This window comes from uncultured Bacteroides sp. (genome assembly GCF_902491285.1).
Classification (GTDB): domain Bacteria; phylum Bacteroidota; class Bacteroidia; order Bacteroidales; family Bacteroidaceae; genus Bacteroides.
The window spans coordinates 1-18,103 of the sequence record NZ_CABUHK010000016.1 but is presented as its reverse complement, the minus strand read 5'-3'; the positions used below and the strand labels follow the sequence as shown (position 1 = coordinate 18,103).

General features: G+C 41.9%; 8 protein-coding genes and 1 pseudogene. 3 read left to right on the top strand and 6 right to left on the bottom strand.

The annotated features are described in order from the left end of the window. Nucleotides 1–14 precede the first annotated feature (14 nt). Nucleotides 15–389, top strand: coding sequence for a hypothetical protein (locus RDN93_RS06040; RefSeq protein WP_308744662.1), 375 nt, complete (start codon nt 15–17; stop codon nt 387–389). Nucleotides 390–497: 108 nt separating this feature from the next. Then, complete coding sequence (locus RDN93_RS06035) at nt 498–5,102, top strand: two-component regulator propeller domain-containing protein (protein WP_308744661.1); 4,605 nt, start codon at nt 498–500, stop codon at nt 5,100–5,102. 66 nt (nt 5,103–5,168) lie between these two features. Here the strand turns inward: RDN93_RS06035 and RDN93_RS06030 are convergent, their stop codons facing one another. From RDN93_RS06030 to RDN93_RS06005, 6 genes are all read right to left on the bottom strand, one after another. Further along, a complete protein-coding gene (locus tag RDN93_RS06030) occupies nt 5,169–6,644 on the bottom strand; it encodes a pectate lyase (protein ID WP_308744660.1) in 1,476 nt (491 codons plus the stop codon). Nucleotides 6,645–6,652: 8 nt separating this feature from the next. Next, nucleotides 6,653–8,200: a pectate lyase gene (locus RDN93_RS06025; RefSeq protein ID WP_308744659.1), complete on the bottom strand. Its 1,548-nt coding sequence runs from the start codon at nt 8,198–8,200 to the stop codon at nt 6,653–6,655. A gap of 130 nt (nt 8,201–8,330) precedes the next feature. Next, nucleotides 8,331–9,944: a pectate lyase gene (locus RDN93_RS06020; protein WP_308744658.1), complete on the bottom strand. Its 1,614-nt coding sequence runs from the start codon at nt 9,942–9,944 to the stop codon at nt 8,331–8,333. Nucleotides 9,945–9,967: 23 nt separating this feature from the next. Then, nucleotides 9,968–11,788, bottom strand: coding sequence for a DUF5123 domain-containing protein (locus RDN93_RS06015; RefSeq protein ID WP_308744657.1), 1,821 nt, complete (start codon nt 11,786–11,788; stop codon nt 9,968–9,970). Between the two features lie 15 nt (nt 11,789–11,803). Beyond that, complete coding sequence (locus RDN93_RS06010; RefSeq protein WP_308744656.1) at nt 11,804–13,747, bottom strand: RagB/SusD family nutrient uptake outer membrane protein; 1,944 nt, start codon at nt 13,745–13,747, stop codon at nt 11,804–11,806. Nucleotides 13,748–13,768: 21 nt separating this feature from the next. Beyond that, a complete protein-coding gene (locus tag RDN93_RS06005; RefSeq protein WP_308744655.1) occupies nt 13,769–17,023 on the bottom strand; it encodes a TonB-dependent receptor in 3,255 nt (1,084 codons plus the stop codon). Between the two features lie 363 nt (nt 17,024–17,386). Between RDN93_RS06005 and RDN93_RS06000 the strand changes: the two are divergent. Continuing rightward, nucleotides 17,387–18,043: pseudogene (locus RDN93_RS06000) on the top strand (hypothetical protein); the annotation flags it as partial. Nucleotides 18,044–18,103: the final 60 nt, after the last annotated feature.

The window sequence follows — 18,103 nt, the reverse complement described above, 5'->3', positions numbered from 1 at the left end:
GCCTTTGGATAGAATTGGAAAAATTTGAAGGAACTCGTAAAAGAGGGGACGAAGTTTTGGTAGACGGTAAGATACTTGAAGAATATTTGATTTGGCGAAAGACATGTCGGATTTCGGCAGATTATCTGGACGATTTGGAAATGTTTAGTTATAATCAGACTGCAATGAACAAAATATATCATGAAGTCATCAAATTGCAGGAAATACAAATCAATCAACAACAAGAAAGGATTAACGAATTAGAAAAGATGTCGGAAGTGATTGATGTAGAACTGGAGCGGGTTCATGCCATTGAGAGAGTAATCATTTCAAACTTGGACGAGTCGCTGGCATCCCGAATAACTGACTGGGTAGTACGGGGATGGAGAAGGCGCTTCTCATCTAAGTAATCTCCTCCGATTCTGTTAAATAGCTGATAAAGATAATGCCAAACTATTGTTATTTTCTTATATTTGTCCGTTCGTTATAAGCACCATTAATTATTAAGGGCATAATCGATGATGAAAAGAATCTTATATCTGGCTATTTCGAGTTTACTAGTCTGGACGGCCGTACAGGCGCAGACAAACAGTTTTTTTACCCATTATTCCACAGAAGACGGATTGTCACAGAATACGGTGATGAATATCCTTCAGGATCATAAAGACAACCTTTGGTTTGCCACCTGGGATGGAATCAACCGTTTCAACGGATATACATTCAAGACATACAAGGCACGTCAGGGAAATTACATCAGTCTGACCAATAATCGTGTAGACCGTATGTACGAGGACTGTTACGGTTTTCTCTGGTTGTTGACTTATGATAATCGTGTCCATCGTTTCGACCCCAAAACGGAAACTTTCGAACAAGTGCCGGCTACCGGTGAGGAGGGGAGCGCATTCAACATACATACTATCGAAGTGATGCCGAATGGAACCGTCTGGCTGTTGACTGAAAACGACGGGGCGATTCGTATCCTTACCCATCCGGACAAGAATAATCGTCTGACATGGGATATTTATTCCGGTAAAACGGAATTGTTTCCTTCCTCACACGTTTTTAAAGTTCATCAGGATAAAGCCGGTAATGACTGGTTGCTGACAGACAACGGACTCGGCATGATTTGTCCCGGAGAAAAAACACCTGTTTCTTATTTTACGGAGACTAAAGGAAAGTTCGGCGGAATGAACCAGGCCTTTTATGCCGTACAAGAGCGTGATGAGGATATCTGCTTTGCTTCGGATCGCGGTCGTATCTGGCTATACCGGAAAGGAAGCGGAGAATTTACACTGCTTGAGCTTCCAACCAAAGGACGGATCACTTCCATTCATATGGTTGCACCGGAACTGTCGGTGGTCACTACCGATTCGGACGGTTTCTTTACTTATAATCTGAAAACGAAAGCAACGGTACATTATTCATTTTTGACTTGCAGGGATTTACCGGCAAAACCGATTCTCTCCGCTTATGTAGACCGTTCCTCGGAAGTCTGGTTCGAGCAGGAAGAACCGGGCGTGGTGGCTCATTTCAATCCGGCCACCGGGGTGGTGACGTGTGAGCGGATTCTTATCGAATACAGTAATCCCGAACGTTCCCGTCCGGCTTTTCATATTCATGAAGATGTGAACGGTTATCTTTGGGTGCATCCTTACGGGGGTGGTTTCTCTTATTTCGATCCTCAAAAGAAGCGGCTGGTTCCTTTTTATAACGGGCTGGGCAGCCGTGACTGGCGTTTCTCCAATAAGATTCATTCGGCCTTCTCCGACAAGCAAGGCAATCTGTGGCTCTGTACCCATTCCAAAGGTTTGGAAAAGGTGACTTACCGCAATGTACCTTTTTCGATGATGACTCCCGTGCCGCAGGAATACGAGTCGATTCATAATGAGATACGTGCCCTTTGTGAAGACAAGTTGGGAAATCTTTGGGTAGGTGTGAAGGACGGTATACTCCGTTTGTATGATGCCGACAGAATCTATAAGGGATATCTGACGGAAAGCGGCATTGTCTCCACTACCGGCACTCCCATGAAGGGAACGGCCTATTTTGTCATTCAGGATTCGAAAGGGAGTATCTGGATTGCGACAAAAGGGGACGGGCTTATCCGTGCCGATGCAACTTCTCCTTCGGGAATGTCGTATAAGCTGACCCGTTATCTTCACCATGAAGATGATGTGTATAGTTTGAGTGACAACAATGTGTATTGCGTGTACGAAGACCATAACGGACGAATCTGGGCGGCTACTTTTGCAGGCGGTATCAATTATATCACGGAGAATGAGGACGGTAAGGTCTTGTTTATCAATCATCGGAACAACCTGAAAGGGTATCCTATCGATCCTTGCTACAAGGCTCGTTTTATCACTTCCGACAATAACGGTCGCCTGTGGGTGGGAACGACGACGGGTGCTGTCGCCTTCGACGAGAATTTCAAGAAGCCGGAAGATGTACAGTTCTACCACTTCTCCCGTATGCCGAATGATACGCTAAGTCTGAGTAATAATGATGTGCACTGGGTTATTCCGACTAAGAATAAAGAACTTTATCTGGCTACTTTTGGCGGTGGACTCAACAAATTGGTTTCTATCAGTGAGGACGGTCACGGAACGTTTAAATCTTATTCGGTGCAGGACGGACTTCCTTCGGATGTGTTGCTTTCTATCCGCGAGGATAATAAACAGAACTTGTGGATAAGTACGGAGAATGGCATCTGTAAGTTCATTCCGTCCGAAGAACGGTTCGAGAGCTATGATGAACGTAGTATTACTTTCCCCGTACGCTTTAGCGAGGCGGCTTCCGCATTGATAACGAACGGCAGTATGCTTTTCGGAGCCAGTGGCGGAGTCTTTATCTTCAATCCGGATTCTATTCGTAAGAGCAGTTATGTCCCGCCTATCGTGTTTTCCAAATTGATGGTATCCAATGAGGAAATTGTGCCCGGCAGGCAATCGCTGTTGCAGGTGGATATTGATGATACGGAACAATTGGTGCTTTCGCACAAAGAGAATATCTTCTCCGTTCAGTTTGCGGCACTCGATTATACCAACCCGCAGAATGTGCAGTATGCATATATTCTGGACGGATTTGAAAAACAGTGGACATTTGCCGACAAGCAGCGTAATGTGGCTTATACGAATCTTCCGAAAGGGGAGTATGTGCTTCGTGTCCGTTCTACGAACAGCGACGGTGTGTGGGTGGATAATGAGCGTACGCTGGGTATTGTCATTCTTCCCTCTTTCTGGGAAACTCCGGTGGCTTATGTGCTTTATGTGTTGTTTATTCTGATTATCATTCTTGTGGCTGTTTATATCCTGTTTACTATTTATCGGTTGAAACATGAGGTGTCCGTAGAGCAACAGATTTCGGATATAAAGCTGCGTTTCTTTACTAATATCTCTCATGAGCTCCGCACTCCGCTTACGCTGATAGCCGGCCCCGTAGAACAAATCCTGAAGAATGACAGACTGCCGGAGGATGCCCGTGAGCAGTTGGTGGTGGTAGAGCGGAACACGAACCGTATGCTCCGTCTTGTCAATCAGATTCTGGATTTCCGCAAGATTCAGAACAAGAAGATGAAGATGCAGGTACAGCGTGTGGATGTGGTGCCTTTTATTCGTAAGGTGATGGATAACTTTGAAGCCGTTGCCGAGGAACACCGGATTGATTTTCTGTTCGAGACGGAGAAACAGCATCTTTATCTTTGGGTGGATGTGGATAAATTGGAGAAGATTGTGTTTAATCTGCTTTCCAATGCTTTTAAGTATACGCCGAACGGGAAGATGATTACGGTTTTTATCCGCGAAGATGAGAATACCGTCTCTGTCGGTGTGCAGGATCAGGGTATCGGCATTGCGGAGAATAAGAAGAAATCGTTGTTTGTCCGTTTTGAGAATCTGGTGGACAGGAATCTTTTCAATCAGGCTAGCACAGGAATCGGGCTTTCGCTGGTGAAGGAGCTTGTGGAGATGCACAAAGCCACAATTTCCGTTGATAGCCGTCTGGGGGAAGGAAGTTGTTTCAAGGTTGATTTCCTGAAAGGGAAAGAGCATTATGACGAAGAAGTGGAATTTATCCTTGAGGATGCGGAAACTCCGGTTAGAATGGGGCAGGTGGTGGATATAGCCAATGCGTCACTTCAGTCTGAAACCTTGGTGTCGGCAGACGGGCCGGGAACTGAAGAATCGTCTTCGGTAGAGGAACCGGTGGCGGAAGATAACTCCAAGGAGTTAATGCTGCTGGTGGAAGATAATCAGGAATTGCGTCAATTCCTGCGTAGTATATTCAGTCCGATGTACAGGGTGGTGGAGGCTGCCGACGGACTGGAAGGCTGGAGCAAGGCATTGAAGTATTTGCCGGATATTATTATCAGTGACGTGATGATGCCGGAGAAAGACGGTATCGAGATGACTAGGGAACTACGTGCGGATATGACGACGAGCCATATACCTATTATTCTGCTTACTGCCAAGACAACGATTGAAAGCAAACTGGAAGGGTTGGAGTATGGCGCGGATGATTATATAACGAAGCCTTTCAGCGCCACGTATCTGCAAGCCCGTGTGGAAAACTTGCTGATGCAGCGGAAGAAGCTGCAAACTTTCTATCGGGAGAGCCTGATGCATATCAATATGGCTGCCGCTTCCGAGGAATTGCCTGCATCTTCGAGTGAAGTATCTGGAGAAGAAAGTAAAGTTGGAACGGGGCAGGAACTGCAATCCCAATCGCAAGCTCAACCGCAACCGACATCTCAACCGCAATCGCAAGCTCAACCGACTGTGTCCGATATGTCTCCCAATGACCGTAAGTTTATGGATAAGCTGGTGGAATTGATGGAGCAGAACATGGATAATGGCGAACTGGTGGTGGATGATTTGGTGCGCGAACTGGCTGTCAGCCGTTCGGTGTTTTTCAAAAAGCTGAAAACGCTTACCGGACTGGCACCTATTGAGTTTATCAAGGAAATCCGTATCAAACGTGCTACGCAACTGATTGAGACCGGAGAGTTTAATATGACGCAGATTTCGTATATGGTCGGAATCAATGACCCGCGTTATTTCAGTAAGTGCTTTAAGGCGCAGGTGGGGATGACGCCGACGGAGTATAAGGAAAAGGTGGGAAGATAATAATATATGGTATAAGAAGAGGGGAAACTCAGTTAAAAGTTTCCCCCTCTTATATGCTTGTTTATTCTATTTTTTAGGATATAAATGATTGACCAGACTGTTCATATATATTTCCAGGTTTGTATATTCTTGACTTAAAGTATATTTGGAACCGTCAGACGAATCGTTGGGATTCAGATTATGTTTCTTTTCCCATTCGTCGGGTATGCCGTCACCATCTGTATCTAGAGGAGTCGGTTCTGATTTGTATTCAGGCCATCCGCCCACATCGGACGGTTGGTCGATCATTCCGTTTGTACTTCCGTGAGAACCTTCATGGGTATAAGTTCCTTTACGGGTTTCTTCTACAATACGCCGGTCTACGGCGTCACGGCGATAGGAAGCGCCTGCAAACAGGAGAATGTCTTTGTAGGCTTCCTTTGCCGGTTGCAGGGAAGTATGTTCCGCTATATCAAATGCTTTTTTGGATAGTACTTCTTTTTCGGTTGCAAAGTCTTTTTTGATGACCAGACCGTAAGAGTTGTCCATATTCACTTTGTATAGAGCTTCTTTTTGCTTGTCCGTCAGCTTTGAGCAAGTTGGATCCATATAGTTGCCGTTGAAATAGAATACACCGTGAACACCTGCTGCGTTTTTGTTCTTGCCATCGTCTGCATAGGCAGTGAACAGACGTTTGAAAGAGGCTTTTGTTGCACTGAAAGGGCCGGGCTTATAGTAATTATTGATGAAGTTGTAAGAACCACCTTCACCAGCATAAGCACCGTCACTGCCATAATTGTAAATCACATTGTTGAATAATTCAACCTTTTCATCTTTCGGTCTGCCGGTATAGCGGCTTCCGCAAAGGCGGGGAGTGCGGTTGGTGTGATGAGCCAATAAGTTATGATGGAAAGTGGCAGGCTGTCCACCCCAAATACCACCATAGCCGTGTGCTCCTTTTTCGTGGATGGAGTTGGCGAGACTTTCGCTGATAAGACACCATTGAAGAGTGAAGTTGCTGTTACCGTAGAAAGTCGCACATTCGTCTGTGCACCAGCTCATAGAACAATGGTCGATGATAATATTCTTGTGAGCTTTTGTGCCATTCATTGCATCATCACCTTTTTGTTTGATGTCGGCTCCCATACGTGATCGGATAAAACGAACAATTACGTTGTCTGCCTGAATAGAGAAAGTATAGTTTTTCAGGCAGATGCCATCACCCGGAGCGGTTTGTCCGGCTATGGTGACATCGCCATTATTGACTCTTAATGGTTGCTGAAGTTCAATGGTTCCGCTTACGGCAAAGACGATGGTGCGGGAGCCTTCCTTACCGATAGCCCAGCGAAAGGTTCCTTCGGAACCGTCGTCGGCTAGTGAAGTTACTGTGTAGACTGCACCACCAGCTCCGCCGGTGGTGTATTTCCCGGCGCCGTCTGCGCCAGGGAAAGCTATTATTTTAGAACGGTCGGGGGTAGGATAACCTTTACTTTGACTATTTATTATCTGAGGAGATAAAAATAGAGCAATTAATAATAAGGGCTTGAAAATGAATTTTCTCATTTTGTAATTTAGTTATTAGGTGTCGGGTATAATGTGTTGACTAAACTATTAAGATATACTTCCAGATTCGTATACTTTTCGTGAAGAACGCATTGGTTACCATCTTTTTTATCATTAAAATTTAAACCATTCTTCTTTTCCCATTCATCGGGTATTCCGTCACCGTCAGTATCTTTTAGCGGTGAATGGGTTTCTACATATTCATTCCATCCTTCTACATCAGCTGGAGTGTCTATCAGGCCGTATATTCCACCATTGGAACCTTTATATGTATAATTGCCTTCTTTCACTTCTTTTACAATTCGTTTGTCTATTATGTCTGGGATATTAGAGGCACCGGCATATTTTAAAACAGCCTGATAAGCTTCGTTAGCAGATTGAATGAAAGAATAATCTGCTAAAATATTAAAACGGGAAGAAACCAGCAACTTTTCAGCCGGAACTTTATATACGTTATCTTTTACATAGAAAGCAGTAGGAGAAGTATTGTCATTGTTGGCATTCTTAATTTCTGTTAATTGGCTGGTTGATAAATCACTTAGGGAAGAATCATATATGTTTCCGTTCAAGTAAAATTTTCCGTAGGTTCCTGCTTTCTGATTATTTGTTCCATCGTCTATATAAGCTGTGAAAATGCGGCAATGTACTTTCTCCGCTACGTTGACAGGGCCGGGTTTGTAGTAATTGTTTACAATATTGTATGAGCCGCCTTGTGCTCCATAAGCTCCTTCATTAGTCCAGTTATAGATGACATTATTGCATATGTCAACTTTTTCCATGTCTTCACGGTTGGAATAACGGCTTCCACAAAGTCGTGGAGTGCGGTTGCTGTGATGGGCTATCAGATTGTGATGAAAAGTTGCCGGAGTGCCTCCCCATATTCCTCCATAGCCATGTGCTCCTTTTTCGTGAATAGAGTTCGTAAGACTTTCACTGATGATACACCATTGGAGAGTGAAATTGGTATTTCCATAGAATGATGCACATTCATCGGTACTCCAACTCATGGAACAATGATCTATAATAATGTTTTGCTTGCCTGGGTAGCTTGACTGGAATCCGTTCATTGCGTCATCTCCTTTTTGCTGGATGTCTGCCCCCATCCGTGAACGAATGAACCGGATAATGACATTGTTTGCAGAAATATTAAGTGTATAGTTTTTCAGGCAGATACCTGCACCGGGTGCGGTTTGTCCAGCGATAGTGATATTGTCATTTTTAATAGATAATTTCTTTTTTAACGGAATAACTCCGCCTACGGCAAATACAACTGTTCTTGTTCCACTCTTTTCTACCGCCCAACGTAATGTTCCTTCTGAACCATCATCGGTGAGTTTTGTGACGGTGTATACAATTCCGCCTGCTCCGCCGGTTGTGTATTTACCTGCTCCTTCAGCTCCCGGAAAGGCTGGGGTGTGTTTTCGGTCGGGAAGTTGACTTTCTAGCTGGCTGTTGTCCGGTTCTTGTTCAGGCAGAAGGGGAGACGTTATTGGGTCAGTATTTGAACAGGCTGTTACGAAAAGACCTAGAATTACTGTTGGTAATATTTTATTCATGATATAATTGTTGTAAAATTACTTTAAAATGAAAAGAGAATGTGGTAAATCTGTAAACACATTCTCTTTTCATCTTTTTCAGACGAAGGTTCTCCTTCTTGTCTTATGTTAACGGGGTGACATTAGTTGTTTATTCAACTACATTACCGCCTTCTATACATTGGTCCATAATATCTTTGACCAGACTGTTCATATACATTTCAAGATTAGAATATTTGCCATGTATATCTATAGTGCGCATATTTCCGTCTAAAGCATAATTAGGATCTAGACCGTGGGCTATTTCCCATTCATCAGGTATTCCGTCACCGTCAGTGTCGGTTATACTACGTTTGGTATCGATAGTTAATGCAGGATATGGATTTCCATTCCAGAATTGATACGGGTCATTGATGTAACCCGGTTTGTTGTCTGTAGGTTCTCCATTACTGTCAGTTGTTGATGTTTGCGTAGCTTCTCCTTTGTTTACGTCATCTATGATTAGTTTGTCAACTGCATCACGATAGTTACAGGCTCCTACATACGATAGTACTTTGGTATAGGCTACTTCTGCACTATGGGTAGTTACACCGTTTGACTTAGTAACGGGAGTTTCTTTTCTGATTTTATCCTTGTTATTATCCCATGAAAAGTCGTTACTTTTGTCTGATTGTTGTTGGGCGTAGACACCGTTTGTCCAGTTATCTGCTGTAACCTCTTCATTTCCATTCATGAGATTACCATCAATAAAGAATGTTCCCCATATTCCTTTGAAGGGTTCAAAATCCGCTCCATTATCATAATCTTTTGCATAGATACCAATTTTAGCAATACGGTATTTTACTTTATCGGATGCTTTTGCTGTTGCAGGTCCCGGTTTGTAGTAGTTATTTACGATGTTTACATTCTGTGCCTCACCACCATAGCATCCTTCACCTGCCCAATTGTAGAATACATTATTACGGATGTCTACTTTTTCATCCAATTTCAATGTGGTAGGACGCGGGCCAAGGCGTGGAACACGGCTTTCACAATGGGCAATCATATTGTGATGGTAAGTAGCGAAACGACCACCCCAGTTTCCACCAAATCCATGTGTTTTTACTTTATCGCCTTCTTGCTTACTGGGAACGACACGTAGAGCTTGTGAAGCTAAACACCATTGTACGGTAGAATTTACCATACCATATACTGATAAGCATTCATCTGTACACCAACTGGTGGAACAGTGGTCAATAATAATGTTTTCTTTGTCACTGCCTCCTAAACCGTCACAGTCAATGTCGACATTTCCCGGACGGAAACGGATAAAGCGTATAATAACATTATTTGAGTTTATTATAAACGGGTAACCTGCGATACAAATACCTCCTGGAGATGTCTGTCCGGCAATAGTTAAATAATCGTTTGTTGTCTTTAGTTCACTGGTTAGATGGATGGTACCTGCTATATCGAAAACAATTGTCCTTTTGTCTTTCTGTGAAACGGCCCAACGGAATGTGCCTTTTGTTCCGTCGTCTGTTAGTTTGGTTACGTGATAAACCGAACCGTCACGTCCGCCTACTGTATTTTTTCCATGTCCTTCTGCACCAGGGAAAGCTAATAATTCACCATAATCTAATTGGACAATAGTACCTTGTTCTACTTCATTAGGAAGTAGTGGTAATGTATCATTTGTCATTTTAGGATCTATGTCAGCACAAGACGTTATTAAAAATGCGCCTATTGCCAAACTTTCACAAATTGAAAATATATTATCTTTCATGTTTTCTTAGATTAATTTGTTTATTATTTATTCCAACGGGGATCACCGTATACTTTGTATTTAGCCTCTTTCACAGTAAAGTTACCGTTTGCTGGGTCTGTGAACAGATCGGCAGATGAAATGTCTAAGGCTGTTCCCCAAGTGTTTTTAGAACCAAAACTGCAATCATTTGTTGTGAAAGAATCACTGAATTTTAGAGTTGGGCCTTCATATCCTTTAGTAGCCTCAGTCATACCTACAAGAGTGTTTGTGATAGTGATAGAACCGGCCTTTACTTTGTTGGTATCAATGACAGTTTTTCCTTTAGCTAAGTTATAGAATGTACAACGATCGATAGTAATTTCTGGTGTTTGTAGTAATGTAAACATAGAACCGGAAGATGTTTGATTGACTGTTGTGTTAGCCATGCTGATTTTTGCCAGTTCTACTCCGCTCACTTTTGTATTAAGAATACCATAACTACCGATATTGGTGATAACGCAATTGTTAAAGGTAATCGTGCCGAATTTTGTAGCATTAGCAGTCGTTTGTGTACGGATAATGCCGCGGAAATTGGACAAACTTAAACGATTGGCAGTAATGTCATTCACTTGGAATGAGTTTTTCACATTCAACAAATAACCGCTAGTCGTTTCGTCTATGCAGTATATGTTGTAAAACTCAATCTTTGTCAAAGAAGCATCTGCTGCCACAACTAAGTCTCCTTTATCTGCTTTTGTGTATCGTATAGGAGTTGTACTAGTACAGAAAATGGTTAACGAGGTGGTTGTTGCAGGAACGATAACTTCTTCGTTTAGTGTAATATCAGAAATGAGATTCAGAGCTATATCACCGTTTCCGTTTGTTATCGCGTTTTTGAATGCTTCAAAAGATTCAATATCTATAGCATTTGCTGGAGCTTCATATCTTGTTTCAAAAGTAACATAGCCGATAATCGCCCCATTTTTAATAACCGAGAATGTATAAGTAGTACTACCTTTCAGATTTGAAGCAGTGAATGTAGTAGCCGAACCTGCCGGGAAAGCTTCTGCACCATCTGCCGTCGGACTTTCACCCGGAACAAGCGTATACGCATCTGCGGCTTCTGCCCATGAGAATGAAGCACTATTATGAGTGAGTTCATCTACTGTGACCTCAATCATTTCACCTTGTGCTGTCGTTACTTTAATAGTACCACGAATAATGTCGTTGTTCAGCAATTCAATGGTATATTCTGTAAGAGATGATAAACCTTCAAAAAGGAATGAACAAGCCTCTTTGTCAGCTTCTTCTAATATAAAAGTTTCTTCGTATGGAGCAGAGGCACTGTTTGAACTGATGCGTAATGCTGTTACATTACAACCTTCCGTCCAAGAAACGCGAATAGATTCCTTGGTGATATCTCCCGCATCCTCAGTCGGTATTTCCAATAATTGCTCTTTTGTTGTTTTAACGGACTTTTCTGCGTAAACCCAATAGGATTCCTTATTTGAACCTACTGCTTTGATACGGGCATAGTAGTTCGTCTCCGGAAGTAATTCCTTAACCGTTAACGGACTTGATATTTTTTCTCCATCATTGCCGAAAACTTGACTTCCGGCTGCTTCACCCAATGCAATGTCATTTGACAATGGTTCGGTACTGATTTCTAATACGTATCCTTGTGCGTCTTTTACGCCTTTCCACGTTATTTCGATTTGGGCAATCTCGTCATCGGCTGTTAGGCTGAAATCGCCTTGTGTTGGACCAAACAGTCGATTGGCTTCTATAACCTCCCAGTCGTTACCATCGGTACAAGATGTAGAGAGGAATATTGTCAGGAGTAAACAGGTTCCTGCGCTAATGATATATTTTAAGTTTTTCATATGTTCTTTCCTTTTTTAGTTATATCCGTAGGAGTTTTTCAAAGTGCCGTTTGATGTAGATATGGTTCTTGAATAAAGCGGCAACAGATAACGATTCTTTATCGGTGTATTCAACCCGCTACTGATAGAGGGCAGATTAGTATCTTTTTGTTTGGTGTCTATTTTACCAAAACTGTCTTTGTTGGCTTCGTAAGCTTTTGTATCTGCCGGTGTTTCATACCAGGTAATCGAAGACAGGTCGATTTCTTTATAAGCCTTATCACTGTTTTTCTTATAATTGAAGTAAATCTTTTGCGGCCACTTGGTTCCTGTTCCATCATCATTTCCGATGTGGGCTTCATAAGTTGATTTAAATTCATCAATCTTGTCACTTAACAGATTCCAACGAATCAAGTCGAATTTGCGGACTCCTTCACCTGCCAGTTCCCAGGCATTCTCCTGTACGATAGCTTCAAAGAAACCTTTATCGGCAATCAGTTGATTTAGTTTTGTTGCTGCTGCATTCTGGTCGGTAAAGGCTCTTTGATGTACTTGCAGTAGAGCGTCATAAGCAGATAACGTACAATTCTTTCCGTCTAAATCTGTTCCGTATGCAGTCTGGGTTTTATGTAACTCGTTGACTACTTCTGCATACATTAATAATACGTATGCATAACGCATCTTTACTACATTGATTCCGGAGCTGATTTTAGCTTTTTCATCACCGGCCAGCACCGCTTCCAACCAAGTTGGGTTACCTGCCATCTTACGATAATCCCATTTTCCACAGTAGATACCGAAAGGGGCATTTCCTAACATTGCTTCTGTGTATGAACTTTTGTTCTCTAACTGATAAGTGGCACAAGTTAAGTCACGGCGTGTGTCGTCTCTGTCAAAAGAATAAAAATAGGGAGCTGTCAGTTTCAGAGTACCGGTAGAATTTCCTTTCTTGCCATAATCGGGAGTAGGACCATTTACGCGGAAACCTACAGTATATCCTAATTCCCCGCTTTTATTAATACCCATTGGAATCTCGAATAAATTTTCCGGTGTACTGGTTTGTAAATTTCCCACATTCATGTCCAGCCAATATTGGTCAGGAGTACTTGTCAATGCATGTTTTCCGCTATTGATAATAGTAGATAAATGCTTCTCTGCCAATTCGTACATCTTCTTTCTGGTTTCATCGTCACAACGTTGCGTTGGATAGTTGTCATCCGAATTTTTTGTCGCAGTAATATAACCCTCTTTAGCAGACTCACGGATAAACCAGCCGGCACGTGTTAATGCTATATTGGCTAACAGACCATGTGCATAACCACGTGTGACATGTTCTGTTGTCTGTTCGCCGGCCCAAGGCAGGTCAGGAATAGATTCTTCCAGATCCGCAATCAAGTTTTCCATAATAACATCCCGATCCGTTTTTCCTAAATAAGCATTACTCAGGTCGGATTTGGAGATTTCTACTTTATAAGGTACGTCTCCAAACAAGCGGATCAAGTCAAGGTAAATCATTGCGCGTAATGTCTTGGCTTCTGCTCTGAAACGTAGCATGGTAGCTCTTGATTCATTTCCCTCTTCAATAAGGGAGCTATTGTCCACTCCGTTTATTACTAGGTTGGCATCTTCTATTACTCCGTACATATTATTCCATACGGTTTCCAAATCTGCAAATCCGGGAGAAGCATTGTAATTGAACACACCACGTTGATGAGTTGTGTTTTGAGCATCGCTCCCCAATCCGTCTATTAATTCGCAGTCGGTGTTTAGTCCGGCTTGGATAGGCATGAACTGAGAATAGGTTTTGTCTTGCGTCAGTCCGCCATATACTTTATTCAACGTAAGTTCTGTGTAGTATTCGTTGTTGAATACCACTTTGTCGTTCATCTCAGAAGGAGATGACTGGTCAAGGAAATCGGAACATGCAGTCAAAGACAACAGTCCGGTAGCCAAAAATACAGATTTATATATATGTTTCATAAATTCGTTAATTTGATTTAGTTAGAAAGTTACGTTAATGCCACCAACAAATGTACGGCTCTTAGGATACGCTGCATAGTCGATACCGGGGTTCATTGCATTTTTCTTGCTCATGGTGTCTACTTCCGGATCTGAACCGCTGTAGTTTGTCCAACAATACAAGTTGTATCCTGTCAGATATATTCTGACATTTTGCAGGAAAGCTTTCTTCACCCATGTTTTGGGCAATGTATAACCTATTGTTATATTGTTGATTCGTAGGAAAGAAGCATCTTCTACTGCATAATCGTATATTTGTGCCTGTGTCATTGAAGCCGGGTTGTAGATTTGTGCGTTCCGGTTCAGTTCATTCAGACGTAATCCGGCAGTCATCATGTCACCATATGCTTCTTTCACGGCGGTGCTTTCTGCTGAAAGATTTAATCCGGTTGCAGGATCAATCCAGGAATAGCGATTGCCTAAAGCAAAATCATTATTCAGATTATACCCTTTTTTGCTTCCCGTCTGGAAAGATGACAGAAGTTTGGTCCCATTCAGAATCACATTACCTACCGAATAGTTAAAGAAGAAGTTGAAATCGAAATTTCCGATATGACCGTCAAAACCGAATCCTCCCATAACAGGAGCAATAGTATTGCCCAGACGTTCTTTGATAGGTTGACCGTCTTCATCACATTTCAGCTTTAATCCCCCGGGTTTGTAAGTACCGCCTGTTACGGAAGCACTGTTGTCTTTAAGTCCGTCTCGTAGTACCCAGTTTCCACCTTTCCACACTAAATCACCATTTGGATTGGTTTTTGGGTCATACACCGTATAGAAACCGTTGGCACGATATCCCCAGATTTCACCTAATCGTCCGCCTTCTTCCACTCGGAAGACTTCATATTTGGAAATATTGCTACCTGCCCATTTATAATCTTGCCACGGGTTGTCGGTATTCAATTCATCGATACGGCTACGGTTGTAAGCGATATTAAAGTTAAAGTTCAAACCAAATTTCTTTTGATCTACCAGGACGGCATTAGCTGTGAACTCGATACCTTTGTTGGACGTTTTACCAAAGTTTTGGTATTGATATGAATAGCCAGTACTTGAGGGTACTTCCGCCTGCATCAACAGATCTTTTGTTGTATTCCAATATACATCCAGAGAACCCGAAATGCGATTGTTCCAAAAACCATAGTCAACGCCCAAGTTACGCGTAACGGTTGTTTCCCATTTTAGATTAGGATTATAAAGTGTAGTTGTATGCTGTAACATGTTAGCCATTGATTCACCGAAGAAGGGGGCTCGTGCAGAGTTGTCCGACATAGAGAAAGTAGTAGCCAATAGTCCCGAGTTGATACGATTATTACCAGCAGTACCGAAACTTAAACGGATTTTTAATGCGGAAAGCCAATCTTTAGTGCTTTCCATAAATGTCTCATCTGATAAACGCCATGCTAAAGCGGCAGAAGGGAACATTCCCCATTGGTTACCTTTGCCAAATTTGCTGGAGCCGTCAGCACGCATTGTAACCGTTAGTAAGTATTTGTCCATCATGGTATAATTGATACGTCCGAAAAAAGAGAGCATATTTTCTTTAGCACCAAGAGTCGACTGTGTCGGTAATGCAGTACCTGCACCCATATTCGCTTTCATATCGTCAAACCCCATTGATGTAGGAAAAGATACTGATACGTTTTCAATGGAATTTTTCCAACTACTGCTTACTTCATGTCCAATCAGAACATTCATGCGGTCACGACCGTTGAAAAGTTTCTTATTTTCGTAAGTTAAGGTGTTTGCGTTTCTCCAGTTTTTAGATGTCTCTCTCAATAAATAGGCTTGCGGGCGTCCGTTATATCCATATTTGGAATTTGATACGGCATCTGTACCCCAGTATTGCTCAGTGTCATCATATTTCCATCCATAACCAAATTCAGAACGGAATGTGAAATTTTTGAAAGGTTTCCAATTTAAACCGATGTTATAATTCTGGTTGAATGTCTTTCGTTGTTTCTCTGTTGCTAATAAGCGTTCTAATGGTGTTGCACTTGTTGTTGAGTTGTTCTCTTCATCTTCCAAGTCACCATTGCTTAAAGCATCTATCGGTCGAAAAGTAATGGCATTTGCAACAATTGAGTTGGCGGCATTGCTTTCGTTTGTATCTGCACCACCGCTTAATCCTTCAATAGAAGAGTAACTGAAACGTGCATTGAAATCAAGAGTCATCCATTGATTCAATTCTGCATTAATTTTAGCATTTACATTATCCTTGTTAAAACCGGAACCAAGCATAATGCTTTTTTCTTCATTGTGAGCGTAGCTTACACTATATTTAATTTGTTTGCTACCGCCACTTATATTTACATTGTATTGTTGCTGGTTACCAGTACGGCCGAATATCTCGTCTTGTAAGTCTTCTCCCGGGAAAGATTTCCAAAGATCTAGGTCTGCATAATTACCGTAATTTGCAGTAGAGCCTATCTCACGTTGATAAGCCACATAATCGTAAGGACTGAGTATTTTAGTCATTTTGGCTACTTTTTTGAAACCAAAAGATGCATTGAAATCTACTTGTGTTTTGCCTTCCTTACCACTTTTGGTAGTAACAATGATAACACCGTTGGCGCCACGGGCACCATAAATTGCAGTAGAAGATGCATCTTTCAAAACGTCGATACTTTGAATTTCAGACGGAGCTATATCACTTATACTTGAGACTGGAAATCCGTCTACTATATAGAGTGGTGAGTTGTCTTGTGACAAAGAACCACCTCCGCGTACACGGATTTTAATATCTGCATCAGGAGAACCTTCCGTTGTCGTGATATTGACACCAGCAAGTTTACCAGTAAGTGCTTCAGTTGCACTTGACACAGGTACCACAGCTAGGTCTTTAGAATTTACTGAAGCTACTGACCCCGTCAAATCTCTTTTGTTTACTGTACCATAACCGATAACGACTACTTCATCTAATGCTTGTGAGTCGTCATGCATGGTCACATTAATAGATTTTTTTCCTTGGATAGCAATTTCTTGCGTTTTCATACCAATATATGAAATCACAAGAGTTTTTTTTCCATCGACTTTGATAGAAAAGTTGCCATCTAGGTCTGTAATCGTACCATTAGTCGTATTCCCCTTTTCTACAACAGAGGCTCCGATAATAGGTTCTCCGTTGGTGTCTTTCACGTTACCTGTGACAGTAATCGTTTGCGCAGATACGCTGAGCGATATTGCCGAGAATAATATGAGCAATAAAGAGCGCATGTTTTTCACTTTGTTAGACATACTTTGAATGTTTATAATTTATGGTTATTATTTATTATTTTAAAATCTTTTAAAAGAGTTTATTCATCGCTACAAAAGTATGAGAATGTAGATATAGTTATGTGCAATATTTGTTTTTCACCTTGTATTTTTTGTTTTTTAGTGTCGTCAGGTAGACAATTTGGGATTAAAATAACCCGTGGGTGCTTCTGATGAGGGAATATTAGTGGAAATATGTTTTGAGTACGATAGATTATTATTGCTGAATTTATCGATTTTTATCCGGTATTCACCGGCTTTTTAACCCTAAATCGGCAGAAAAGACTGTAGAAGCGTTGGGAAATGGCGTATCTTTGAACCATCAATCAATTAAATATAAAGACGATGGAAGAGAAACAAACATTTTCACCTGCTAGAGGCTTTTCCGGTAAAATACTGATAGCTTCGCTTTTTATTATTTCCGGAGTATTGTTGTTTGCCCGTAATATGGGATGGATTACTAATGAGGTATTTGATATTATCGTCTCCTGGCATTCCCTCCTTATTATAATAGGTATCTATTCAATGATTCGGCGTCATTTCATCGGTGGAATCGTCCTTTTATTAATAGGTGTTTATTTTTTGATAGGCGGACTTTCATGGTTGCCTGAGAATTCACAGGCAATGGTATGGCCTTTTGCGCTGATTATAGCGGGTATTCTGTTTTTCTTCAAACCCAGCAGGGATAAGAGAGCGAAATGGGCACGTCATCATGCTATGCATCACCAGCGGAATTTGATGGGGATGAAGATGAAACAAAGCAGCTCCGATGTTAACATTGAGGGTGAACAACAACAGTCCGATTCGGTCGATGGCTTTTTGCGTTCGGAAAATGTGTGGGGTGCTGCACGCCACGTAGTGCTTGATGAACTTTTCAAAGGAGCCGAAGTACGTACCTCATTCGGCGGAACGACTATTGACTTGCGCCATACCCATATTGCATCGGGAGAAACATATATCGACTTGGATTGCAGTTGGGGCGGAATTGAAATTTATGTGCCGGTTCTTCGTCAAATTTGGTGGTAATCTCTTTTTTATTTCGATGGTTTTCCTCTTCTTCTT